The organism is Haloplanus sp. GCM10025708 (genome assembly GCF_042663985.1).
Classification (GTDB): Archaea; Halobacteriota; Halobacteria; order Halobacteriales; family Haloferacaceae; genus Salinirarus; species Salinirarus marinus.
In genome coordinates this window covers 207,070-227,854 of sequence record NZ_JBHSZA010000003.1, presented here as the reverse complement: position 1 = coordinate 227,854, position 20,785 = coordinate 207,070, and the positions used below count along the sequence as shown (strand labels likewise).

The window sequence follows — 20,785 nt, the reverse complement described above, 5'->3', positions numbered from 1 at the left end:
GCAACGAGAAGTGTCCGGTGACGTCACTCCTGCACAGTAACCGACCTTGCTACGCATCAAGCGCCCGAACAGTGTGTTTTTATGTCGACTCCGAGACGAACCGAGTGATGCCGGAGTTACGCCGCGAACTCGGCCTCCTCGAAGCCGTCGTCTACGGCGTTGGCCTGATTCTCGGCGCCGGTATTTACGCGATTCTCGGCGAGGCGACCGGCGTGACCGGCGGCTCGATCGTGATCTCGTTTCTGCTGGCCGCCCTGATCGCGTCATTGACGGGCTTGAGCTATGCCGAACTCGCTTCGCTCTTCCCCAAAGCAGAAGGTGATTACATCTACGTTCGTGAGGCGTTCGACCGAGAACTCGTCTCAGATGTGACGGCACTCGGCCGGCTATTCATGGGCGTCATCTCGTCCGCAGCGGTGGCATTAGCCTTCTCGGGCTATCTCTCTTCCTTCGTCGACGTGCCGTCGATCCCGATCGCCGTTCTTCTCATCGTCGTCATGACCGGCGTCAACTACTGGGGGATCGAACTATCCACCAAAATAAACATCCTCTTTACCGGCATCGAGGTCGCCGGCTTGGTGATAATCATCTGGATCGCGGGTGGCTCCTGGGGTAACGCCGATATCCTCCACGCCCCGAACGGCGCGTTCGGCGTCATCCACGCGGGGTTTCTGATCTTCTTCGCCTATCTCGGCTTCGGATCGATCGTCAACCTCTCCGAAGAGACGGAGGATGCGACCGTGACGATCCCGCGTGCGATCCTCCTCTCTATCGGTATTACGACGTTCCTGTACGTACTGGTTGGATTATCGGCGGTTGCGCTAGTTGACTGGCGCGTCCTGGCCGTTCGGCGTCGCCGCTGGCAGAGGTTGCCCGGGTCGGTTGGGGACCACTTGGGTCGACAGTACTCGGCGCAATCGCTCTCTTCTCGACCACAAACACTGTCCTCATTCTCCAGATTTCGACCTCGCGCCTGTTCTACGGCGTGTCGAAATCGGAGTACCAGGTGTTTCCCGAGGTCTTCTCTCGCGTTCACTCAACCCGGCAAACGCCCCACTATGCCGTGGTGGTAGTCGGACTCATCACGATTCCCTTCGTTTTTCTCGGCGATATCGGAATCGTGGCCGGATTGGCCAATCTCATGTTGTTGATCGTCTTCGTGCTGGTGAATGCCGCGTTGTTGAAACTCCGGTATTCTCGGCCAGATTTAGAACGCGGGTTTCGAACGCCGCTTAACGTCGGCCAACTGTCGGTCACAGCGGTTGCAGGGCTTCTTTCGTCTCTCGGGCTGATCGCGTTCTACGTACTTACGTGGTAGCGTGACTCTCGATTCGAACGGCCACTCCGGAGACCCCGTCTTCTACGGGAAACAGCAGTGCTTGGTGGTCACGAACGCAGGTGACGCTCCCCATCACCGCCCAGGATTGGGGTGAATCGGCCGAATCACGAGAGTAGCGGTTCGAGGAGTGTGATGCCGCACATGATCCAACACGAGTGCGAATAGTGGCTCGATTCTCAGGGTTGGGGGAGGTCCAGTAGCCAAACCCACGACGGACGCTACGTACTCGCTTGGAATGTCTGTCGGCGACGATAAGGGCACTACTCTGAAGTCTACTAATGCAGTGAATTTTGACCATTCAAGCAGACGTCATCGAACCCATCTCACAGATTAAGAACGGTGCTTCCGTAGTGGCTGCTCCCACCCACCTGATTTTTAGAAATAGTCGATGACGACGATCCTGGCATGAGGTCTGCCGGGAGTACTCACATCTGTCTAGTTCGGATCTCCGTGCCACATACAGCGCGTGTATCGATCACGAAACCGACTCAACACCGATGATTTCGCATCCTGCTCTGCCGTTGTTGCTATTGGTCACCTTGCTCTCCCAGGCATCTGTGGAGGCCATTTCCTCAACTATTGACGATCCAAACCCCGGTACCTTCTGGCGAGATCGAATATGCGTTCTCGAACACATAACCACGTTCCTCCACGAGGATTCGCCACGCCGTCAACTACGAAATAAAATCTCTTGCCGTCTCGGAGCCTTGGTGAGTTCGAACGACAGAATCGACAACCCGAGGGCATTCATTCGTTGAGGAGTCTCTCGGAATGAGTTACGAATTGGTCAGAAGCTGTCGAAGCACGTAATGCAGGATACCGCCATGCTCGATGTATCGAACCCCGGCGGGTGTCCCCACCTGGGCCGTCACCGGGAACTCGACCGACGACCCGTCTGATCGCTCCGCAGTCACCGTCAGTTCGGCCATCGGTTCCAGTCCGTCGTCCAACCCGTAGATCGTGTAGACTTCTGACCCGTCTAATCCGAGCGACTCCCAGGAGTCGCCGTCCTGGAACTGCAACGGTAGTACACCCATCCCGACAAGATTGTCCCGGTAAATGCGCTCGTAGCTCTCGGCGATAGTCGCGCGAACGCCAAGGAGGTCGGTCCCCTTCGCCGCCCAGCCACGACTCGACCCAGTCCCGAACTCCTCGCCCGCCATCACAACGAGGGGAGTTCCCGCTTCGCGGTAGCGCTGGCTGGCCTCGAACACGGTCGTCTGCTCGTCCGTCGGATGATGAATCGTGTAGCCGCCTTCGACATCGTCGAGCATCTGATTCTCGATGCGCACGTTGGCGAACGTGCCCCGCATCATCACCTCGTGGTTGCCCCGACGAGCACCGTACGTGTTGAACTCGTGGGGCTCAACGCCGTGATCCATCAGCCACTGACCGGCCGGTAGGTCCGAGCCGAACGGTCCCGCAGGGCTGATGTGGTCGGTCGTGACCGTATCACCCAGCGTCAACAGACCTCGTGCATCCTCGACGTTGGAGACTCCCGGTTTCTCTAGCGGAAAGTCCCTGAAGAACGGCGGCTCCCGGATGTACGTCGAATCCTCGTCCCACTCGTACACCTCGCCTGTCGGTGCATCCAGCGCGTCCCACCGTTCGTCGCCCTCGAACACTTCGGCGTACTTCTCCTCGAACATCGACGGATCGACGAAGTCGTGGACCGCCTCGTGAATCTCGTCGCTGTCCGGCCACAGATCCGCGAGATAGACCGGGTTGCCGTTCTCGTCGTACCCGAGCGGGTCGTGCTCCAGGTCGATATCCATCCGGCCAGCGAGCCCGTACGCGACCACGAGCGGCGGACTGGCGAGGTAGTTCGCGCGCACTTTCGGATGGATGCGCGCCTCGAAGTTCCGGTTCCCGGAGAGCACGCTCGTCGTCCACAGATCGTGCTCGTCGATGGCTGTCTCAATGGGCTCCGGGAGCGGGCCCGCATTCCCGATACAGGTCGTACACCCGTAGCCAACGACGTTGTAGCCCAGGTCTTCGAGGTATGGCAGCAGGCCCGATGCTTCGAGGTACTGGGTCACGACGCGACTGCCGGGCGCGAGGCTCGTCTTGACGTAGTCCGGGACATCGAGCCCGCGCTCGACGGCGTTTTTCGCCAGCAGCCCAGCCGCCAGCATCACGGATGGATTCGACGTGTTCGTACAGCTGGTGATGGCACTGACGACGACGCTCCCGTGGCCGATCTCAACCTCGGTGCCGTCGAGATCCACAGTAGCGCGCTTAGTGAGGGGTCCGAGGTCGGGGCTCCCCGGTTGGTGTCCACGACCGCCTCGCCGCCGTCGGTCTGCCCCATCGACTGGTCGCTCTCGTCGAGCCACCGGGCCAGCGCTTCCTCGTCGGCGTCGTCGAGGTCCTCCTCGAACTCGCCGTGGAGCAGCTTCCGGAAGTGACTCCGCATGTCGCCCATCTCGACGCGTGACTGGGGCTTCTTGGGACCGGCGAGACTCGGCGTCACGGTCGAGAGGTTCAGTTCGACCGTCTCGGTGTACTCGGGATTCTGCTCGCCGAATAGTCCCTGGGCGCCCAGGTACTCCCGGACGAGTTCGATGTGGTCTTCGTCGCGTCCCGTCAGTTCGAGGTAGTCAAGAGTGGCCTCATCAACGGGGAACATGCTGATGGTCGAGCCCTGTTCGGGCGCCATGTTTGCGATGGTCGCCCGGTCGGGGACGGTCAGCGTCTCTACCGCGGGCCCATAGAACTCGACGAATCGATCGACGACACCGACATCCCGGAGCAATTCGGTTACATGGAGCACGAGGTCGGTCGCCGTCGCGCCCTCGGGGAGTTCGCCGGTGAGTTTGACCCCGACGACCTCGGGGAGGTTCATCGTGATTGGCTGGCCGAGCATCGCGGCCTCGGCTTCGATGCCGCCGACGCCCCAGCCGACGACACCGATACCGCCAATCATCGGCGTGTGGCTGTCGGTTCCCACGAGCGTGTCCGGCAGTAGCCAGTTCTCGCCGTTCTGTTCGCGTTCGTGGACGACCCGTCCGAGGTGCTCCAGGTTCACCTGGTGGACGATACCCGTTCCGGGCGGCACGACGCTGAAGTCGTCGAAGGCCTGCTGCGCCCACTTCAGCGCCCGATACCGTTCGCTGTTGCGCTCGTATTCGAGTTCGACGTTCTTCTCGTAGGCGTCCTCGTTCCCGAAGTAGTCCACCTGGACGCTGTGGTCGATGACCAGGTCGATGGGGACTTCGGGTTCAACGAGACTCGGGTTTTGTCCCTTGCGTTCGACGGCCGACCGGAGTGCGGCGAGGTCCACGACGGCGGGGACGCCGGTGAGGTCCTGAAGGATGACCCGTGACGGCTGGAACGGAATGTCGGCGTTTGGCACGTCCGGTTGCCAGCCAGCGATGTCCCGGATGTCGTCCTCAGTGATGTCCTCCCCGTCTGCATTTCGGAGGACGGATTCGAGGAGGACACGGATGCTGACCGGGAGGTCGTCGAGGTCACAGAGGCCCTGCTCTTCGAGGACTGTGAGATCGGCCATCTTGTAGGTCGTTCCGCCGGCTTCGAACTCGCGGATCGCCCCGAATGGGTTCATTACTGGCAATTTCGGCGGATGGAGTATTATACCTGTGCCAGATATCCGAGAATGAGAATCGGGCGTGTCGATTTCGGTACTCAGTCCCGCCGGAGCTTTTCACGACGCTCCTCGAACTCTTCCTCAGTTATGTTCCCTCTTGCGTATTCGACGCGAAGTTCCTCAAGCGCTTGGTCAGACCCGACACCCTGATTTTTGGCCATCAGGCGATAGATGAGAATAGTTCCACCGGTGAGCACGAGGAGCCACACAACCATCATGATGAGACCCCAGATTGGAGCCATCCCATATCCACCGAAGTCGCCCATCATTCCCCCATAACCCATCATCCCGCCGAAACCCATCCCCATCGTAAGCAGCGGGAGCAGTACGATTGCACCGAGGATCAGGAGCAAGATCATCGTCGTATCGAACTGAGTTGATGACGACATTCGGAATCAAGCCTCTATACTCCGAACTTCTCCTGATCTGGACTTAACGATACGGGCCAGGGATGCTTTCCGAAATTCAGTAGATGATTCGGCGACGAAGTTTCATCTCTTCGGGGGTACAACTGCGAAGATATGCTTCGAAAGTTACTCACGTCGGTTTGTACCGTTGAGGTCCTCGCACCGGAAGCCCTCATTAACGCGGCAGAGCGAATCGCACTGGACAACCCCGATGACTGCGACCTCAAGTTCTGGGTCGCTCCCGGTGCCAGACTCGAGGGGCTACTCTTTCTTGGGCTGATGTGGCGAAGCGACGCGTCGTATTCATCGTTCAAGAAATTCCTGGGGATCATCGGCCTCCTCGCACTCCTCTACCCACGCACCTACGTGGACTACGGAACCAAATTCGCGTACACAGACGCCTCGACATGTGAATGGAAGCCATGGGTGTATATCGGGACGCGCTTGATCGGTCTGCTTTACGTGCTTATCGCTATCGGCGAACTTCGAGGCCAGTGATGGCAAAACAATTTCTAGGACTACCACTTACCGTTTGAGAGACCGGGATTCAATACCATTCGGGAGAAACTGGTCAGTATGACTCCCTCCCCGGCCGGCGGTAACGGGAACGATTTCGATTTAAAGAGGGCCGTGAACGAAGAGTTGGAAGCACGTGACGGTGTCAAAGACTACGAAATAACCGAATCAACTCCCGAACACGTTCTCGTCAAGGTCGCCGAAACAATGGAGGATGGTGGTTCACGAGGGGGTCTCTATCGGATTCAATATGAACCGGAGACCTGATGGAACAGACGACATTCACTGGAGGTATCTCGGCCCAGTCGTAGATGAGGAGTCGGAGTGAATCACGTTCAAGCCGCCCGCTTTTTTTATATCGCGTCTGATTGTATTCGGTATGGGCGATGAATCTCCGGATCGTGTAACCCAAGAGACGGAGAGTGAGGCTACTCAGGAGGGATCCGGCGAGGTCGAGACTGAACTCTCGCGGGACATGAGTCTTTTCGACATCACGTTCATCGGCGTCGGTGCGATGATCGGCGCCGGTGTCTTCGCGCTCACGGGCTTCGCTGCGGGGCTCGCTGGACCCGCGCTTATTCTTGCGTTCGCTCTCAATGGCTTCGTTGCGCTGTTCACAGCTGTCTCCTATGCCGAGCTCGGAGCGGCGTTCCCGGAGGCAGGTGGGGGGTATCTCTGGGTGAAAGAAGCGCTCGTCGATCCGAACGGCTTCTACGCGGGCTGGATGTCCTGGTTCGCCCACGCGGTCGCCTGTTCGCTGTACGCGGTGACGTTCGGCGTCTTCCTCTCCGAATTTCTGATCTACGGCGGTGTTCTCGCTGAAGGATTCCAGCTCTTGGGGTTCATCGGCCGTGGACTTCTGGATAAAATCCTGGCAGTCCTCATGGTTTCTCTGTTCGCGTACATCAACTATCGCGGAGCTGAGGAGACGGGCAAGGCGGGCGTTATCGTGACGTTCATCAAGGTCGCTATCCTCGGCGTCTTCGTCGCATTCGGCATTCTGGCGACGATTCAGACCCCGAACTGGCCCTCGAAATTCATCAATAGTCCCCGGTTTGCGCCCAACGGCATCGTCGGCATTCTCGGCGCGATGGGCTTCACGTACATCGCCTTCGAGGGCTACGAGATCATTGTCCAGTCCGGCGAGGAGGTCGTCGATCCGGGCAAGAATATCCCGAAAGCCGTCTTCTACTCGTTAGCTATCGTCGTGCCGATATATGTGCTCGTTGCGTTCGCCTCTCTTGGGGGCATCGAGACGATTCCCGAATTGGCCGAACAGGCGGGTGTCCCCGCTGGTGCGCCCACGTGGCAGTTGCTCGGGAACCTCGGTGAACTCGGCATTATCGAGGCGGCCGGCCAGTTTGTCCCGTACGGCATCCCGTTACTTTTGGTCGCTGGACTGACGGCGACGATGAGTGCGCTGAACGCGACCGTCTACTCCTCGTCACGCGTCTCGTTTGCAATGGGGCGTGACAGAGCCCTCCCTGGACTCTTCAGCAAGGTCCACCCCGAGAAGCGCACGCCCCACTTGGCGATTTTCCTCTCGGCGGTGCTCATCGCGCTGATGGCGGTCGCACTGCCTATCGAATCGGTTGCCGCGTCAGCGGACATCATGTTCATCCTCCTGTTCGTGCAGGTCAACTGGACGGTTATCAAGATGCGCAAGACCCACCCCGACCTGCCACGCACGTACGAAGTCCCCTATATGCCGTGGCCCCCGCTCATCGGGATCGTCCTCCAGTTCATGCTCACGCCGTTTCTCCTCTCGGCGCTGGGCATGGAGATCGGGTTGGGACACGACTCCCATGGGTTCATCGCGCTTGTGACAACTGCAATCTGGATGGGGCTGGGACTCCTCCTCTACTACGGATACTCGCAGCGGAAGGAGGAGGAAAAGATCGAAGAGGAAACGCCGACCGTCGCAGCCGAGAAAGCGCCCGCCGAAGAACGGCGGGAACACGAACAACGGATTCTCGTCCCGGTGGCAAATCCGAATACTGTCGAGCAGTTGATGCGGACGGCTCTCGACCTTGCCGAAGAGCGAGACGCCGAAATAGAAGTGGTGAGCGTCGCCACGGTTCCACAACAGACGCCGGTTTCGGAGGGGCGTAGGTTCGTCGATGAGGAACGGGCTGTCATCGACCAAGCACTCGAATTTGCGGGCAAAGAGCACCCGGACGTACCGGTGAGTGGCAAAATCCGCATCGGACACGACGTGTCCCAGGCGATCCTGAATACGATCGAACAGGACGACATAGACCTCGTGCTGATGGGCTGGCGGACTCGTCCCCGCCGTCGTGATTTCATCCTGGGTAGTAACGTTGACGAGGTAGTGACCAAAGCCCGCTGTGACGTACTGGTCGAACGTGTTGGTCCCGCTGCCGACAGCGAGTCCGTCGGGAGCGTGGACTCGATTCTCCTGCCGACTGCTGGCGGTCCGCACGCCGAATTCGCAACGGAGATTGCCCGTGCCATTGCCCGGCCCAACGATGCTCTCATCAAGGTGATGTACGTCCGTTCCGACGAATCGGACCGTGATGACGACGCGCAATCGATTCTTGATTCGACCGCTGCTGAACTAGAAGATCTCGAGACGATGACGGAAATCACAGATGACACGGATATCGCTGATGCTATCGTCGAGGAATCGGCCGACCACGATCTCACTGTCATCGGAGCGTCTCGTGAAGGGCTCCTCCAGCAGGTCGTGTTCGGGGCCATTCCCGAAGAGGTCGGCCAGCGAGCTCAGAGTACCGTCATCATGGCGAAGCGGGATCTCGGGGTTACGTCACGTGTAACTCGGTGGTTCAAAAGTCGACGCTCGTAGTCCGGCCGAACTCCTCTATTTAGAGGGCATATCAAATCGCACTACCAATTTGCTGAATATGTGTGTTGTGTCTTGCACGCATCACATCGATCTACCGCTATGTTGAGGGTGTCACAGAACATTCCACACACCTGCTATGTGGACCCTAAATTAACTCAAGCCAGTTCGTCCGTGACACACTTCCGAAGTGTTCCCATAGTGCTTGATTCTCACGAACGAGGGAAACCTCCTGTTCAGGAGTGTCATCTTTGAGGAACGCAATCTGCTGACTGTCTTCGTCGGAGTGTCAATCCTTCTGGATAGTTCGAGACGGATCGGCCAGGTACACTCGCATACGGGAATACAATGCCTGTCGCATTCATTCCTCGATATTTCCGAGGCATGAGAACCTCGGTTGGAGGAGGGATTCGAGGAGTTCTCAACTGGTGGGATTGACGGCTCGGTTTATCCAACTTCTCGATCTATATTCCTTCATGGGAGAACTCGAAACCGAAGAGCAGAAAACCCGAGCCGAAGTTGCCTCGTATCTCCGCCAATTAGCCGATCAGCTCGACGGAGGCGACGCTGTAACGCTCGAACTCGGAAACCAGCGAGTGAATCTTGATCCTGTCGATCCGATCACGTTCAAACTCGAAGGCGAGTCGGATTGGACCGAGGGCGATACGGAGGCCAAACAGAGCATCGAATTCGAGTTGGTGTGGTGGCGGGAAGCACAGACTGCCGAAGAAGGAGCCCTGAACATCGAACAGACGGAACCGTGAGCAGTTTTCAGTAATGTTTCTCGAACGATTTGATATTGCTTTATCGGAACCGTGCTCGAATATCACAAGAGGACAATCCTGAATGTACGACACCATCCTTGTTCCAACCGACGGTAGTGAAGGGGCCGAAGCCGCGGCGCGACACGGGCTGAATCTCGCGGCGGCGTTCGACAGTCAGATTCATTTCCTGAGTGTCGTCGACGAACGGTCGTACAGCAGCGCTCTGGCGGACCTTGACCCGACGGTTGGAGAGCAACGAGAGGTGTTCGAACAACAGGCCACCGGGGCCGTCGAGCGTCTCGAAGAACTTGCCACTGACCCGTCTCTCACGTGCCACACGGCGGTCGAACACGGGATCGCCCACGAGGCAATTCGTTCCTATGCCGCAGAACACGATATCGATCTCATTTCGATGGGAACCCACGGACGAACCGGTCTCGACCGATTGCTACTCGGGAGCGTGACAGAACGCGTCGTTCGGACGAGTGACGTGCCCGTTCTCACGGCCCGACTTGAGCCAGACGACAGCTTGAGCTACGATCAAATCCTGATCCCGACGGACGGCAGTGAGTCTGCGACCGCAGCGATTGACCACGGGATCGCTATCGCCGATCGATTCGATGCGACTGTCCACGCGCTCTCGGTCGTTGACGTCAGTGCCGTGGCAGGCGCCTACGATGTCGGACCCGGTCCAGATCTGTTCGATAGTCTAGAGGAGGGCTGCGAGCGGGCCGTCGCGGCAGTCGAAGACGAATGTGAGAACCGCGACGTTAATATCGTGACAGAAGTAACACGGGGAACTCCGTATCGTGGGATCCAAGAGTATGTCGACGACGAGAATATCGATCTCGTCACGATGGGGACGCATGGCCGGACCGGTCTCGAACGCTATCTCATCGGTAGCGTGACCGAACGAACCGTCCGAACGAGTGACGTTCCCGTACTCACCGTGAAGTAGAGAGCTTCCTATTTGGGGGAGTTGGAGTGACCGTTCATCTGATCAACTCTTTTCAGTTATCGAGAATCAGTTGAATGCTTTCCCCTCCTCGGCTCGCACTTCCGATATGGAGCTGGATGTTTCGCTTGACTATTATGACAAGATCCTGGCTGCTATTGCAGTGAGCCTCAGTGGGGGTGCTCTGGCTGGCACGATTACTAACCTTCGTCTGCGCGTCGGACTGCTCGCGGGGGCCCTCGTCGCGACGACGTTTGTCTACCATGCCATGTTCCGGAATCCACCCCGTCCGACCCCATCTCCACAAGCCAAAGCCGCAGCCATCGTCTGGCACGCCTTTATTGGGATCCTACTAGTCTCAGCATTCCTTTGAAAAGTAGATTTGTAGCCCGATTTCTGTTCAGAGGCTGATTTAGTATTCGGGACGTTGCGCCTGGATGACCGACGCCAGCTGCTGGTTTTCGTCGGCGAGGAGTTCGGTCAGGTCGTCGGCGGTGATGATTCCCACGAGTTCGTCGTTCTCGTCGCAGACGGGTAGGCGGCGCACGCCGTTCTCGCTCATCACCTGGGCGGCCTCGTAGAACCCTGCGTCGGGACCGACTGCACACAGGTCCCTCGACATAACGTCGTCGGCAGTCTGGTCGGCCGGAACGGTCTCTTCGGCGAGCACACGCGTCGTCAGATCCCGATCCGTGACGATCCCGGTCGGGCTATTGTCGTTCGTGACAACGACGCTCCCCACGTTTTCGTCTCGCATTTGTTGGGCGAGTTCGGGGACCAATGTTTCGGGACTGGCACTAACGATGTCTTTTCGGGCAAGGTCTTCGATTGGCATTGCTGTTGTCTCCGTCTAATTCATCGACGAGCGGTCACATATACCGAGAGGAACATTCCCATAGGTCTGGAATCTCCCGACCACTCATCGTGAGCCGTTAATCAGGTACATCAGTGGACTCTGGCGATTAAGCGAATAACGATACCAGAATGGCCTAAGGGGCTGAATCACCACGTGTTCTCGAGCTCGGCAGGAGCGTCTCGATGTCCTCTTGGGTGTTGAACACGTGGATGGACGCTCTAATTGCGTCTGGATCAGGAAGCGATCTGATAACGATGTTGGCCTCTTTGAGAAGGTCGACAGTCGTCGACGGATCGTCGACATCAATAGTGACGAGGCCGGATTCCGGGCTCGTCGGGCTCAAAAGCCGGTCATCCGGGACACCGTTGACGAGACGAGTTGTCAGTTGCTGGATTCGGGATTCGACTGTTCCGAGACCAATTTCATCGAGCGTTTCGATAGCTGTTTGTAATGCGACGTAGGGAGCTGGATTCGTCGTACCGATTTCGAATCGTCGTGCGCCGGGTTCGAATTCGTAGGTTTCGTCAGTCGGCGTTACGACGCCTCGGTACCCGATGGTTCGCGGATTGAGTGTGTCGATCACGTCATCGGACACGTACAGAAAACCAGCACCCCAGGTCCCGAGAAGCCATTTATGACCCGCGGCTGCGACGATGTCTGCGCCCCACTCGTGCACATCGACCGACGTCTGTCCCACGCTCTGGACCGCGTCAACCAACACGAGCGCACCGGCATCGTGTGCGATGTCGACCAACGTCTCGATCGGCAATCGAGTCCCGTAGTTCCACGTGAGCGAACTGACGCAGACGAGTTTCGCATCCTCGACTGCCGCCCGATAGGCGTCGATATCCAGCCGTCCCGCGTCGCTCCCGACAACCCGAACGTCGATCCCACGAGTGCGCTCGAGTCGTTGCCAGGGGAGGATTCCGGCGGGGTGCTCGAGGTCTGTCCGGACGACTACATCGTCCGTCGTCCACTCAAGCGCGCAGGCAACACGGTTGATCCCGTCCGTCGTACTTTGTGTCAGCGCGATTTCGCTGGGTTCGGCACCGAGAAATTCAGCGACGGTTGCTCGGACATCGTCGTAGGCATCGAATGCTGCCGTGTACATGCCTTCGGCGGTCGGCGCTTCGAATTCGTGGTGTTCGAGGAACGTCTCGGCGGCCGTGACGACTCGGCGCGGACTCGGACCACTCGCTCCGGTATTGAGATAGACAGCATCTTCGAGGGCGGGAATGTCGGCACGGAGATCGAGTGGTGTCACGCTGCATCCTCCAATGAGCCTGCGAGAACCTTCGCTGCGGTCGTGATTGGATCCCAGACGGGACTGAATGGGGGCGCATACGCTAAATCGAGATTCTCAACCTCTGTCACGGTCAGACCGGCATGGAGTGCGGTTGCGACCATGTCGATCCGCTTCACGCCTTCGCGTCCGACCACGCTTGCTCCGAGTACACGCTCCGACTCGCGGTCGGCAACGAGTGTGACCGTCAGCTCTTCCGCACCGGGATAGTAATGGGCACGCGACGGCGCCGTAATCTCGACGGAAACCGGATCGAATCCTGCGTCACGAGCACGCGCCTCGTCGATAATGCCCGTACGTGCTGTCCCGAGGTCGAACGCTTTCACGATCGCCGTGCCGGCGATTTCACCGACTTCCGTCGGCGTTCCCGTGACCGTCTGGCCGATCGCACGTCCTGAGCGGTTCGCAGTCAGTGCTAACGGGACATGGTCGGCTTCGCCGGTGACGACGTTCGTCGCCTCGGCACAATCCCCCGCTGCGAAGACGGTCTCGTAGTTCGTCCGACCGTACGCGTCAGTGGCGATAGCACCGGTCTCGCCGATTTCGATGCCAGCGTCTTCGGCGAGTTCGACGTTCGGTTCGACGCCGACACCGACGATGACGATATCTGCCGGTACCGTCCCCGGATCGAGTTCGACCGAGTCGACGGACTCCTCACCTCCGAATCCTTCCACCGGCGTGTCCAGGTGGAGTTCGATGTCTTGTTCCCGAAGATGGTCTTCGACCACTGTAGCGACTGACTCGCCGAATGGTTGGAGAACGTGCGGAAGCATCTCGAATAGGTTGACGTCCAGTCCGCGGCCGGCGAGTGCTTCGGCCATTTCGATTCCCACGTAGCCGCCGCCGACGATGGCTGCCGTCTCGGGGTCGGTCTCTGTTACGTACGTGTGAATCGCATCGGCCTCGTCCATGTCGTGGATGGTAAAGACGCCTTCGAGATCCATGCCGGCGAACGGCGGTTCGATCGCCCGAGCCCCTGTTGCGACGAGTAGCTGGTCGTACGGCTGCTCGAATCGGCCGTTATCTGTCGAAACCGTCACCGTCTTCCCCGGGCATCGATACCGACGACTTCGTGATTCGTCCGCAGATCGATGTCCCGCTCTGTTCGGAATGCGTCGGGAGTGACCTGGACGAGGTCGTCTAGCGAGTCGACGTCGCCTTTCACGTAATAGGGCATCCCACACGCGGCGTACGACACCCAGTCTCCCTTCTCGAAGGCAATAATTTCGAGATCAGGATTCTCGCGTCTGGCTTTGCTTGCGGCACTCATCCCGGCAGCGTCCCCGCCGATTACGACGAACGTTCCCGTCATAACTCGGATTACGTGACCGATCCGCTAAGAGGCGGGATATTATTCTCAGCAACGTGGAATTGCCAAGACCACAGAAACCAGCGGCAACAAAAATAGTACTATGGTAGCGGACTGCAAGACTGCTATTTGAGAGGATCTCGAGGCGAAAGACGACTACTTCGCTCTGTTGAAATCCTCTTCTTCAGATATACTCTCCCAAAACAGGTGTTCGCTAAAGACTGTGAACTGTTCGGTGAGGTAACTATGATTTAGACTAGTATCTGTGCTGGTATTCAAGATAGAAAGCGAGTATCTCGCACAGAATTATCTCTAAATTCGATCAGGTCAGATCGGTCAACACAGTCGTCAGTATCGTCTACAATCGGTTCACCGTCGCTTTCCTACTGATTCATCAAGAAACAGACCGTATCGTCGTGTATGAAGACAATTCACCGGTTCGGGTTGGCGGTTGGCTTCGTGGTATTATCGGGCCTCGTGAGCCTGCTCGCTGCTCCGTCGCTCCCTGCCGACCTCGTCACGCATTGGAACGCTTCCGGAGAACCGGATGGCACTATGTCTAAGCTACTCGCACTCTGGCTGTTCCCTGCTCTGACGGCAGGGCTGTTCGTTCTGTTCGCCGCGATTCCTCGGATCGGTCCACTCCGTGAGAACATCGCGGAGTTCCGGGCCTACTACGACTGGTTCGTCGTCATCTTCATGGGATATCTGTTCCTCGTCCACGCCGGGATCGTCGCGTTCAACCTCGGCTACGAGTTCGACTTCACGGCCCTCATCTTGGTCGGCGCAGCTGGCCTGTTCTACTACGTCGGTATCCTCCTCCCGCACGCTGAGCCGAACTGGTTCGCCGGTATCCGGACACCGTGGACGCTTAGCAGCGACGAGGTCTGGGATCGGACCCATTCCCTCGGCAGTCGCCTGTTCAAACTCACTGCCGTCCTCACACTGGTCGGGCTCTTCTTCGGCGACATAGCGATTTATTTTCTTCTCGTCCCGCTGCTCCTGACGGCCGGAGTTACTGCTGTGTACTCGTACTACCTGTACGAGCAAATCGAACGGGAATCGAATTCGGCCTCGGGGTCGGATCTGTAAGTCACTGGCCCGGAATTCCGGTTACGTCTCCCGACTGCGGTTTTTGACCTCGTTCAACGCAATCAGTAAATACAGCACGCCGAACCCGCGGATTACTGGAACGAGTCGGTCCTTCCATTCGACTGTCTCTGGGTTTTCGTACGCGATGTTCATACTGAACCGGAGTGCCTGCTTCGGAACGAAGAGTGCAATAGCACCGGCCAGTCCAAGAACGTACATCGACACACGATACACCGCTCCTCCCAGTACACTCACGACCACGAACATTACGCCTTCCGCTCTAATGGCTGGCGTAAAGGAGGGACGGGGGCTTACCTCATCAGACGTTTTAAGGGCGAGTTCCTCGAAGGCTTCCCGGACTCGTGCTGGAACTAGGGCCATAACGAGTCCCACTATGACGAACCCAAATCTGGCCATAACCGACAGTACGTCGGGGGAGACAATAACGGTATGTCTCCGTTGAGTCCACGTTCTTCGTCCCGTGATTGGCAGCAGCCCCGGCCCAGTAGTCAGATCTCATCTGTCTCGTGACGGTTCCTTCTATGTACGTCGACTGTAACCTCCGATACAACAAAAAGGAGTGGGTACAAGGGATGGGGTTATGGGAGCAATCGAACTTGACGGGTTGACCAAGGATTATGGAGACGTTCTCGCTAACGACGATGTCTCGTTTTCCGTCGAAACTGGCGAGATCTTCGGATATCTTGGCCCGAACGGTGCAGGGAAGACGACGACAATTCGGATGCTCCTCGGGTTCATTAATCCGACCGCAGGGACGGCACGGGTACTCGGTAATGATATTCGGGACCGTAAGGCCCTCATCGAAGCGAAACACCGGATCGGTCACCTCTCGGACGATCAGGCATTCGACGAACAAGCGACAGGTACTGAAATTCTCGACCTCCACGCCGCCGTGAAAGGCGACGAGCGACGGGCGGAACTTCTGGATCTGTTTGACCCGCCACTCGACCGGCAGGTTCGGGACTATTCCAGTGGGAACGTGCAGAAGTTGGGGTTGGTGACCACGTTCATGCACGATCCAGACCTCGTCATCCTTGACGAGCCGACAGGCGGACTCGACCCACTTGTGAAACATCGGTTCGCCGAGTTTCTTCGGGCAGAGCGTGAACGAGGTGTTACCGTGTTCTTCTCTTCGCACATCTTGAGCGAGGTCCGGCGGCTCTGTGACCGCGTTGGTATCATCCGCGACGGCCGGCTCGTCACTGTGGATCCGATTGAAACGCTCCTGAGCCGGAGCGGAAAAGTTGTCCGCATCAACAGTGCCGGCCCGATCCCCACTGAGTTCGTCGATATCGACGGCGTACATGACCTCGAAACGAGCGTTCCGGACGGTCACGTAGCCGATCCTGACACCGAATTCACTGAGTGTACGTTCACCTTCACCGGGGATATCAACGCGTTACTTGCCAGACTCCCTGACCACGAGATGGTGGATGTGTCGATCGAAGAAGCTCCGCTTGAAGATGTTTTCTTGCGGTTCTACGGGGGTGACGAGGATGCTTGAGTTTGCTCGGTACGACGCCGCCAAGCGAATCAAGGGGAGCGTGTACCTCGCTGTCGGGATGTCGTTGCTGGCTACCTTCGCCGTGTGGGCGTACCCCTCCTACAGTGAAGCGATGGACATGGAGCAGCTCCGCGAAGCGTTCCCTGAACCGATGATCCAAGCGTTCAATATCCAGACGATGGCTTCCCTCGAAGGATTTCTGGCGGTTGAGCTGTATATGTTCGGCTGGGTCATTCTTTTGGGGTTGTACATCGCGTACAGTGCGGCGAGCATCATTGCCGACGACATCGACCGCGGACGGATGGACACCTTACTGTCGATGCCGGTTTCTCGGCCGCGACTCGCGCTCGAACGATTCGCCGCCCTCGGCGTACCAATATTGGCGGTGAACGTCGTCACGCCAGTCGTGGTGCTAGTCAGCGCTGACCTCATCGGCGAGTCACTGGCCGTCGTTGATGTCGTCGCTCTCCATCTCTTGTCGATTCCGTACTTGTTTGCCTGTGGGGGGATCGGATTGGTTGCGTCGGTTCTTTTCGACCGTGCGAGTATCGCTCAACGCGTCGCGCTCGGCGTGACGTTCGGAATTTACCTCGTTGAATCGTTGTTAACGGGGACAGACTACGAGGGACTGGGAGCGATTGCACCAATGCGATACTTCAATCCGAACGAGGTTCTGATTAATGGGACGTACGATCTCGTTGGCGCAGCTATTCTTATTGGGATGATGTCGATCCTCATTATCGTTAGCCAGCTGTGGTTTGTCCAGAGAGATCTCTGACCAACGAGAGAGGAAGCCTGAGGTCAAATGTGACCTCCGATACAACAAAATCCAATGGATGCAAGGAATGGGGTTATGGGAGTACTCGACCTTGACGGGTTGACCAAGGATTATGGAGACGTGCTCGCTAACGATGATGTCACGCTCACGGTCGAAGCCTGACGGATCGACTCCAATGACGCCATTTGTCGGCAGTGGCGTCGATGAGAGTGTCAATTAACCACGCCACACAGCCATATCTAGCCGGTTGAATGCCTTATAGAACGTTGACGGCGCAAGAAGTTCAGCTAATCCAAGAGATTGGCGGATGCGTGGCATATCGATCAGTTCGTCACGTAGTCCACGGTAGGTTATGTTCTTCCGAACTTTGAGAGAGCAGAATACCGTGCTGCGGGAGTTTATACCGATGTTTGGAGAATTTCGAGGAGTATCGAGAGACTGCTCAGCGTGTCTGATGGGTCGCCTTCTCAGTAAAAACCGATAATCTGTGACTTCAGAGGGGCCTTCATCTCGTGGATTTACAGGACGTCACTGTCACCCTCTGACGGTTTCAACACAGCCGACTACTTCGGAACGAACCTCTCTTCTCCGATCCCGCCGGAGGACCGGGAGTCGTTCGATGGTCTGGAGTATTATCCGCTACGAAAGGAGTATCAATTCGAGCTGCCGCTACACGAGCACGAGGACAATGCAACGGTACCAGTCGGAACGAGTACCGGAGGAAAGCAGGACTATCTTCGATTGGGAAAGTTTCGATTCGAGATCGACGGAGAGACTGTTACGCTCCAAGCGTACAAGAGTGATCCAGAAGACGATCGATTGTGGGTGCCATTTCGGGATGTAACTAGTGGTGAGGAAACCTACGGTACAGGCCGGAATCTCGATCTCGAAGCAGACACCCATCAGACAGACGACGACATATGGATTCTCGATTTCACCGAGGCGTACAATCCCACCTGTACGTATTCAGACCATTACGAATGCCCGCTTCCGCCGACGGAGAATTGGCTTGGTGTAGCCATCAAAGCAGGCGAAAAAGCCCACAAGTAGCCCTCTGCCGTCAGGATCGTCCTTCGAGTGCCTTCTAGATCGCTACAGGATCCGTCTGATACTTGTCTGAGTCTGAGATCGGGAATGAACGAACTCAGTCCCCTGCAGCGGTGGCTACGGATCCGTGTTCGATTTGTGTCCCGAGGAGATCGAGGAACTGGGCGAGCCACTCCGGATGATCCGGCCAGGCCTGTGCCGTCACGAGATTGCCGTCGGTCGTGACCTCATCGACCCACGTACATCCGGCGGCTTCGACCTCGGGCCGGACGGCCGGGTAGGACGTCATCTCGTATCCGTCGAGAACGCCCGCAGCGGCGAGGATTTGCGGCCCGTGACAGAGGGTTGCGACCGGCTTCTCGGCGTCGAAGAAGTGCCGAACAGCGTCAAGCACGGTATCGTAGCCCCGGAGATACTCAGGTGCGCGTCCGCCGGGGACGACCAAGGCGTCGAAGTCCGTCGGATCAACACCGTCGAATCCGTGGGTCAATTCGAAGTCGTGGCCACGCTCTTCGAGGTAGGTCTGATCCCCGCGGAAGTCGTGAATCGCGGTTTTGACTGTCTCGCCACCCTCCTTCTCGGGACAGACGGCATGAACGTCGTGGCCGACGGCCTGGAGCGCCTGGAACGGCACCATAATTTCGTAGTCCTCGCCGAAGTCGCCGACGATCATCAAGATTTGCTTGCTGGACATGTTCACTTGCGATTGGGGCGTATTGGCATTACCTCACAGGGCGATTCCCGGGAACTGGAAACACCGGGTAGGCCTGGTCTCGTCGATCGCTGTTTCACAACATAGCGGTGGACTTTATTGACGCACTCCGGGTGAGCTAGTCCGACATCACATGTACGGAACAATTCTCGTCCCTGTCGACGGGAGCGATCCCTCGCGGACGGCCCTCGATCACGCAGTTGGCCTCGCAGACGAGGTGAACGCGACAGTCCACGTCTTTACTGTCGTGGAACCGTCGCGGAGTTCACTCACATTTGGCACGACGAGGTTGAAGATGTCAATCGAGCGATCACCGATCTCGTCGATACGATTGTGGACAGCAACAGTTGGATCGACGTCTCGATTCAGAGTGACGTGAGACGGGGACAACCGGCCTACGAGGTGATTTTGGACTACGCCAACGAGATCGATGCCGATCTCATCGTCCTGAGTCGACGGGGCGCATCGTTACTTCCAGATGTCGTGTTCGGAAGCACAGCTGATCGAGTGACACGATTCACCGATATTCCCGTCACTCTCGTCCCTGATTCCCAAACGGATTGATCAGAGCACAAATATCTCATTAACTAATCCGAATATAAGATCGATTCATCAGGAAGAGCCGTCCTTGCGCCTCAATCCAAAACAGATGAAAACGACATCGTCGTTCCAGTTTTTACTCGAAATCGATGAGCGGTTTGATGATGTTGTCTTCTTTCGACTCCATCAACTGGAAGGCGTCATCAATATCTTCAAACGTGAATTCATGAGTCGTCATGTGAGTTGGGTCAACGCGGTCCCGTTCGAGCAAGCGGAGTAACCGTTGCAGGCGGAGGCGACCACCGGGGCAGAGGCCGGTAGCGATATCCTTCTCGGCCATACCGACGCCCCAGTCTTCACGTGGGATATTGACGTGTTCGCCCTCGCCGTGGTAGCCCACGTTCGAGATCGTTCCTCCTGCCTTGGTGACCTTGATACACTGTTCGAATGTCCCGCTCGTCCCAAGTGCTTCGATAGCAGCGTCAACGCCTTCGCCGTCGGTGAGGTCCATGATCTGTTCGACGGGGTCTCCCTCTGCGAAGTCGACGATATCGTCGGCACCGTACGTCCGGGCGAGTTCTTGTCTGTTTTGAACCGTCTCCACGGCGATAATACGTCCGGCTCCCTGGAGGGCCGCTCCTTTCGTGGCCATCAGGCCGACTGGTCCCTGTGCGAACACTGCGACGGTTCCACCGAGTGGAATATCGGCATGTTCTGCGCCCATGAACCCCGTACTCATCATGTCGGTAACGTAGACCGCTTCCTCGTCGGTCACGTTCTCGGGGATTCGGGCCATGTTCGCGTCGGCCTCGTTCACGTGGGCGTATTCGGCGAAGGTCCCATCCTTCACGTTGGCGTACTTCCACCCGCCGAGGGCCTGTTTCGACTGCGAGGGATGACCATCTTGGGCAGCAAGCGAACCCCAATCTGGGGTGATCGCGCCGACGGCGACTCGGTCGCCCGTCTCAAACTCCTCCACGTCGTCTCCGACTGCGTCCACGACCCCGACCACTTCGTGCCCGAGCGTCAGATTCTCCCGCTCGCCGATGGCACCGTGAAGCGTATGCACGTCTGACGTGCACACGAGTCCTTTTGTCGGGCGAATGACGGCGTCCATTGGACCGGCTTCCGGTACGTCTTTATCCGCGAATCCGGTTTCACCGACCTCTTTCATGACAAATGCGTCCATTGTGAAGTGCCTCCCGTCTACC

At 57.7% G+C, this 20,785-nt stretch carries 19 protein-coding genes and 4 pseudogenes; 14 read left to right on the top strand and 9 right to left on the bottom strand.

Annotated elements, in window-relative coordinates:
- Nucleotides 1-107: 107 nt before the first annotated feature.
- Nucleotides 108-836, top strand: a pseudogene (locus ACFQJD_RS01685) (APC family permease); the annotation flags it as partial.
- Entirely contained in the window at nucleotides 830-1,318 is a 489-nt protein-coding gene (locus tag ACFQJD_RS01680) for an APC family permease (RefSeq protein ID WP_379795888.1), read from the top strand. The pseudogene ACFQJD_RS01685 and the gene ACFQJD_RS01680, both read left to right, overlap by 7 nt.
- 797 nt (nucleotides 1,319-2,115) lie before the next feature.
- On the opposite strand, the pseudogene acnA reads toward ACFQJD_RS01680, so the two are convergent.
- Both acnA and ACFQJD_RS01670 read right to left on the bottom strand, forming a co-directional pair.
- Nucleotides 2,116-4,904 (bottom strand): annotated as a pseudogene (gene acnA / locus ACFQJD_RS01675) (aconitate hydratase AcnA).
- Nucleotides 4,905-4,984: 80 nt separating this feature from the next.
- Nucleotides 4,985-5,335, bottom strand: a complete 351-nt coding sequence (locus ACFQJD_RS01670; protein WP_379795712.1) for an SHOCT domain-containing protein — start codon at nucleotides 5,333-5,335, stop codon at nucleotides 4,985-4,987.
- A gap of 132 nt (nucleotides 5,336-5,467) precedes the next feature.
- Between ACFQJD_RS01670 and ACFQJD_RS01665 the strand changes: the two genes are divergently transcribed.
- The 6 genes from ACFQJD_RS01665 to ACFQJD_RS01640 all read left to right on the top strand — a co-directional run bounded on the left by ACFQJD_RS01665 (nucleotide 5,468) and on the right by ACFQJD_RS01640 (nucleotide 10,785).
- Nucleotides 5,468-5,851, top strand: a complete 384-nt coding sequence (locus ACFQJD_RS01665) for a hypothetical protein (RefSeq protein ID WP_379795710.1) — start codon at nucleotides 5,468-5,470, stop codon at nucleotides 5,849-5,851.
- A gap of 78 nt (nucleotides 5,852-5,929) precedes the next feature.
- A complete protein-coding gene (locus tag ACFQJD_RS01660) occupies nucleotides 5,930-6,136 on the top strand; it encodes a hypothetical protein (protein ID WP_379795709.1) in 207 nt (68 codons plus the stop codon).
- 208 nt (nucleotides 6,137-6,344) lie between these two features.
- Nucleotides 6,345-8,696: an amino acid permease gene (locus tag ACFQJD_RS01655; protein WP_379795886.1), complete on the top strand. Its 2,352-nt coding sequence runs from the start codon at nucleotides 6,345-6,347 to the stop codon at nucleotides 8,694-8,696.
- 473 nt (nucleotides 8,697-9,169) lie between these two features.
- Nucleotides 9,170-9,457, top strand: a complete 288-nt coding sequence (locus ACFQJD_RS01650) for an amphi-Trp domain-containing protein (protein WP_379795707.1) — start codon at nucleotides 9,170-9,172, stop codon at nucleotides 9,455-9,457.
- A gap of 82 nt (nucleotides 9,458-9,539) precedes the next feature.
- Nucleotides 9,540-10,415, top strand: coding sequence for a universal stress protein (locus ACFQJD_RS01645; protein WP_379795706.1), 876 nt, complete (start codon nucleotides 9,540-9,542; stop codon nucleotides 10,413-10,415).
- Between the two features lie 106 nt (nucleotides 10,416-10,521).
- Nucleotides 10,522-10,785, top strand: coding sequence for a hypothetical protein (locus ACFQJD_RS01640; protein WP_379795704.1), 264 nt, complete (start codon nucleotides 10,522-10,524; stop codon nucleotides 10,783-10,785).
- Nucleotides 10,786-10,824: 39 nt separating this feature from the next.
- Here ACFQJD_RS01640 and ACFQJD_RS01635 read toward each other — a convergent pair whose 3' ends face one another.
- From ACFQJD_RS01635 to ACFQJD_RS01625, 3 genes and pseudogenes are all read right to left on the bottom strand, one after another.
- Entirely contained in the window at nucleotides 10,825-11,247 is a 423-nt protein-coding gene (locus ACFQJD_RS01635) for a CBS domain-containing protein (RefSeq protein ID WP_379795702.1), read from the bottom strand.
- A 154-nt stretch (nucleotides 11,248-11,401) separates the two neighbouring features.
- A complete protein-coding gene (locus ACFQJD_RS01630; RefSeq protein ID WP_379795701.1) occupies nucleotides 11,402-12,532 on the bottom strand; it encodes an aminotransferase class V-fold PLP-dependent enzyme in 1,131 nt (376 codons plus the stop codon).
- Nucleotides 12,529-13,883: pseudogene (locus ACFQJD_RS01625) on the bottom strand (FAD-dependent oxidoreductase). Before ACFQJD_RS01625 ends, ACFQJD_RS01630 begins: the two are co-directional and overlap by 4 nt.
- Nucleotides 13,884-14,300: 417 nt before the next feature.
- Between ACFQJD_RS01625 and ACFQJD_RS01620 the strand changes: the two are divergent.
- Nucleotides 14,301-14,972, top strand: coding sequence for an SdpI family protein (locus ACFQJD_RS01620; protein ID WP_379795699.1), 672 nt, complete (start codon nucleotides 14,301-14,303; stop codon nucleotides 14,970-14,972).
- Nucleotides 14,973-14,993: 21 nt separating this feature from the next.
- Here the strand turns inward: ACFQJD_RS01620 and ACFQJD_RS01615 are convergent, their stop codons facing one another.
- Entirely contained in the window at nucleotides 14,994-15,389 is a 396-nt protein-coding gene (locus ACFQJD_RS01615; RefSeq protein ID WP_379795697.1) for a hypothetical protein, read from the bottom strand.
- 184 nt (nucleotides 15,390-15,573) lie between these two features.
- Here ACFQJD_RS01615 and ACFQJD_RS01610 point away from each other — a divergent pair, with 184 nt between their 5' ends.
- Both ACFQJD_RS01610 and ACFQJD_RS01605 read left to right on the top strand, forming a co-directional pair.
- Complete coding sequence (locus ACFQJD_RS01610; protein WP_379795695.1) at nucleotides 15,574-16,497, top strand: ABC transporter ATP-binding protein; 924 nt, start codon at nucleotides 15,574-15,576, stop codon at nucleotides 16,495-16,497.
- A complete protein-coding gene (locus tag ACFQJD_RS01605) occupies nucleotides 16,490-17,275 on the top strand; it encodes an ABC transporter permease subunit (protein WP_379795693.1) in 786 nt (261 codons plus the stop codon). Before ACFQJD_RS01610 ends, ACFQJD_RS01605 begins: the two co-directional genes overlap by 8 nt.
- Before the next feature lie 147 nt (nucleotides 17,276-17,422).
- On the opposite strand, the pseudogene ACFQJD_RS01600 reads toward ACFQJD_RS01605, so the two are convergent.
- Nucleotides 17,423-17,784: pseudogene (locus tag ACFQJD_RS01600) on the bottom strand (IS5/IS1182 family transposase); the annotation flags it as partial.
- Between the two features lie 7 nt (nucleotides 17,785-17,791).
- Here ACFQJD_RS01600 and ACFQJD_RS01595 point away from each other — a divergent pair.
- Nucleotides 17,792-18,325, top strand: coding sequence for a DUF1684 domain-containing protein (locus ACFQJD_RS01595; RefSeq protein ID WP_379795884.1), 534 nt, complete (start codon nucleotides 17,792-17,794; stop codon nucleotides 18,323-18,325).
- 94 nt (nucleotides 18,326-18,419) lie between these two features.
- On the opposite strand, the gene ACFQJD_RS01590 is transcribed toward ACFQJD_RS01595, so the two are convergent.
- Nucleotides 18,420-19,016, bottom strand: coding sequence for a DJ-1/PfpI family protein (locus ACFQJD_RS01590; RefSeq protein WP_379795691.1), 597 nt, complete (start codon nucleotides 19,014-19,016; stop codon nucleotides 18,420-18,422).
- 151 nt (nucleotides 19,017-19,167) lie between these two features.
- Between ACFQJD_RS01590 and ACFQJD_RS01585 the strand changes: the two genes are divergently transcribed.
- Nucleotides 19,168-19,413 (top strand): universal stress protein, encoded by a 246-nt coding sequence (locus ACFQJD_RS01585; protein ID WP_379795689.1) that lies wholly within the window; start codon nucleotides 19,168-19,170, stop codon nucleotides 19,411-19,413.
- Nucleotides 19,368-19,598: a universal stress protein gene (locus tag ACFQJD_RS01580; protein WP_379795687.1), complete on the top strand. Its 231-nt coding sequence runs from the start codon at nucleotides 19,368-19,370 to the stop codon at nucleotides 19,596-19,598. The genes ACFQJD_RS01585 and ACFQJD_RS01580 overlap by 46 nt, the downstream gene beginning before the upstream one ends.
- Before the next feature lie 112 nt (nucleotides 19,599-19,710).
- On the opposite strand, the gene ACFQJD_RS01575 is transcribed toward ACFQJD_RS01580, so the two are convergent.
- Nucleotides 19,711-20,763 carry an NAD(P)-dependent alcohol dehydrogenase gene (locus ACFQJD_RS01575; RefSeq protein WP_379795685.1) on the bottom strand — a complete coding sequence of 351 codons (1,053 nt, stop codon included), beginning with the start codon at nucleotides 20,761-20,763 and terminating at the stop codon, nucleotides 19,711-19,713.
- Between the last annotated feature and the right edge of the window lie 22 nt (nucleotides 20,764-20,785).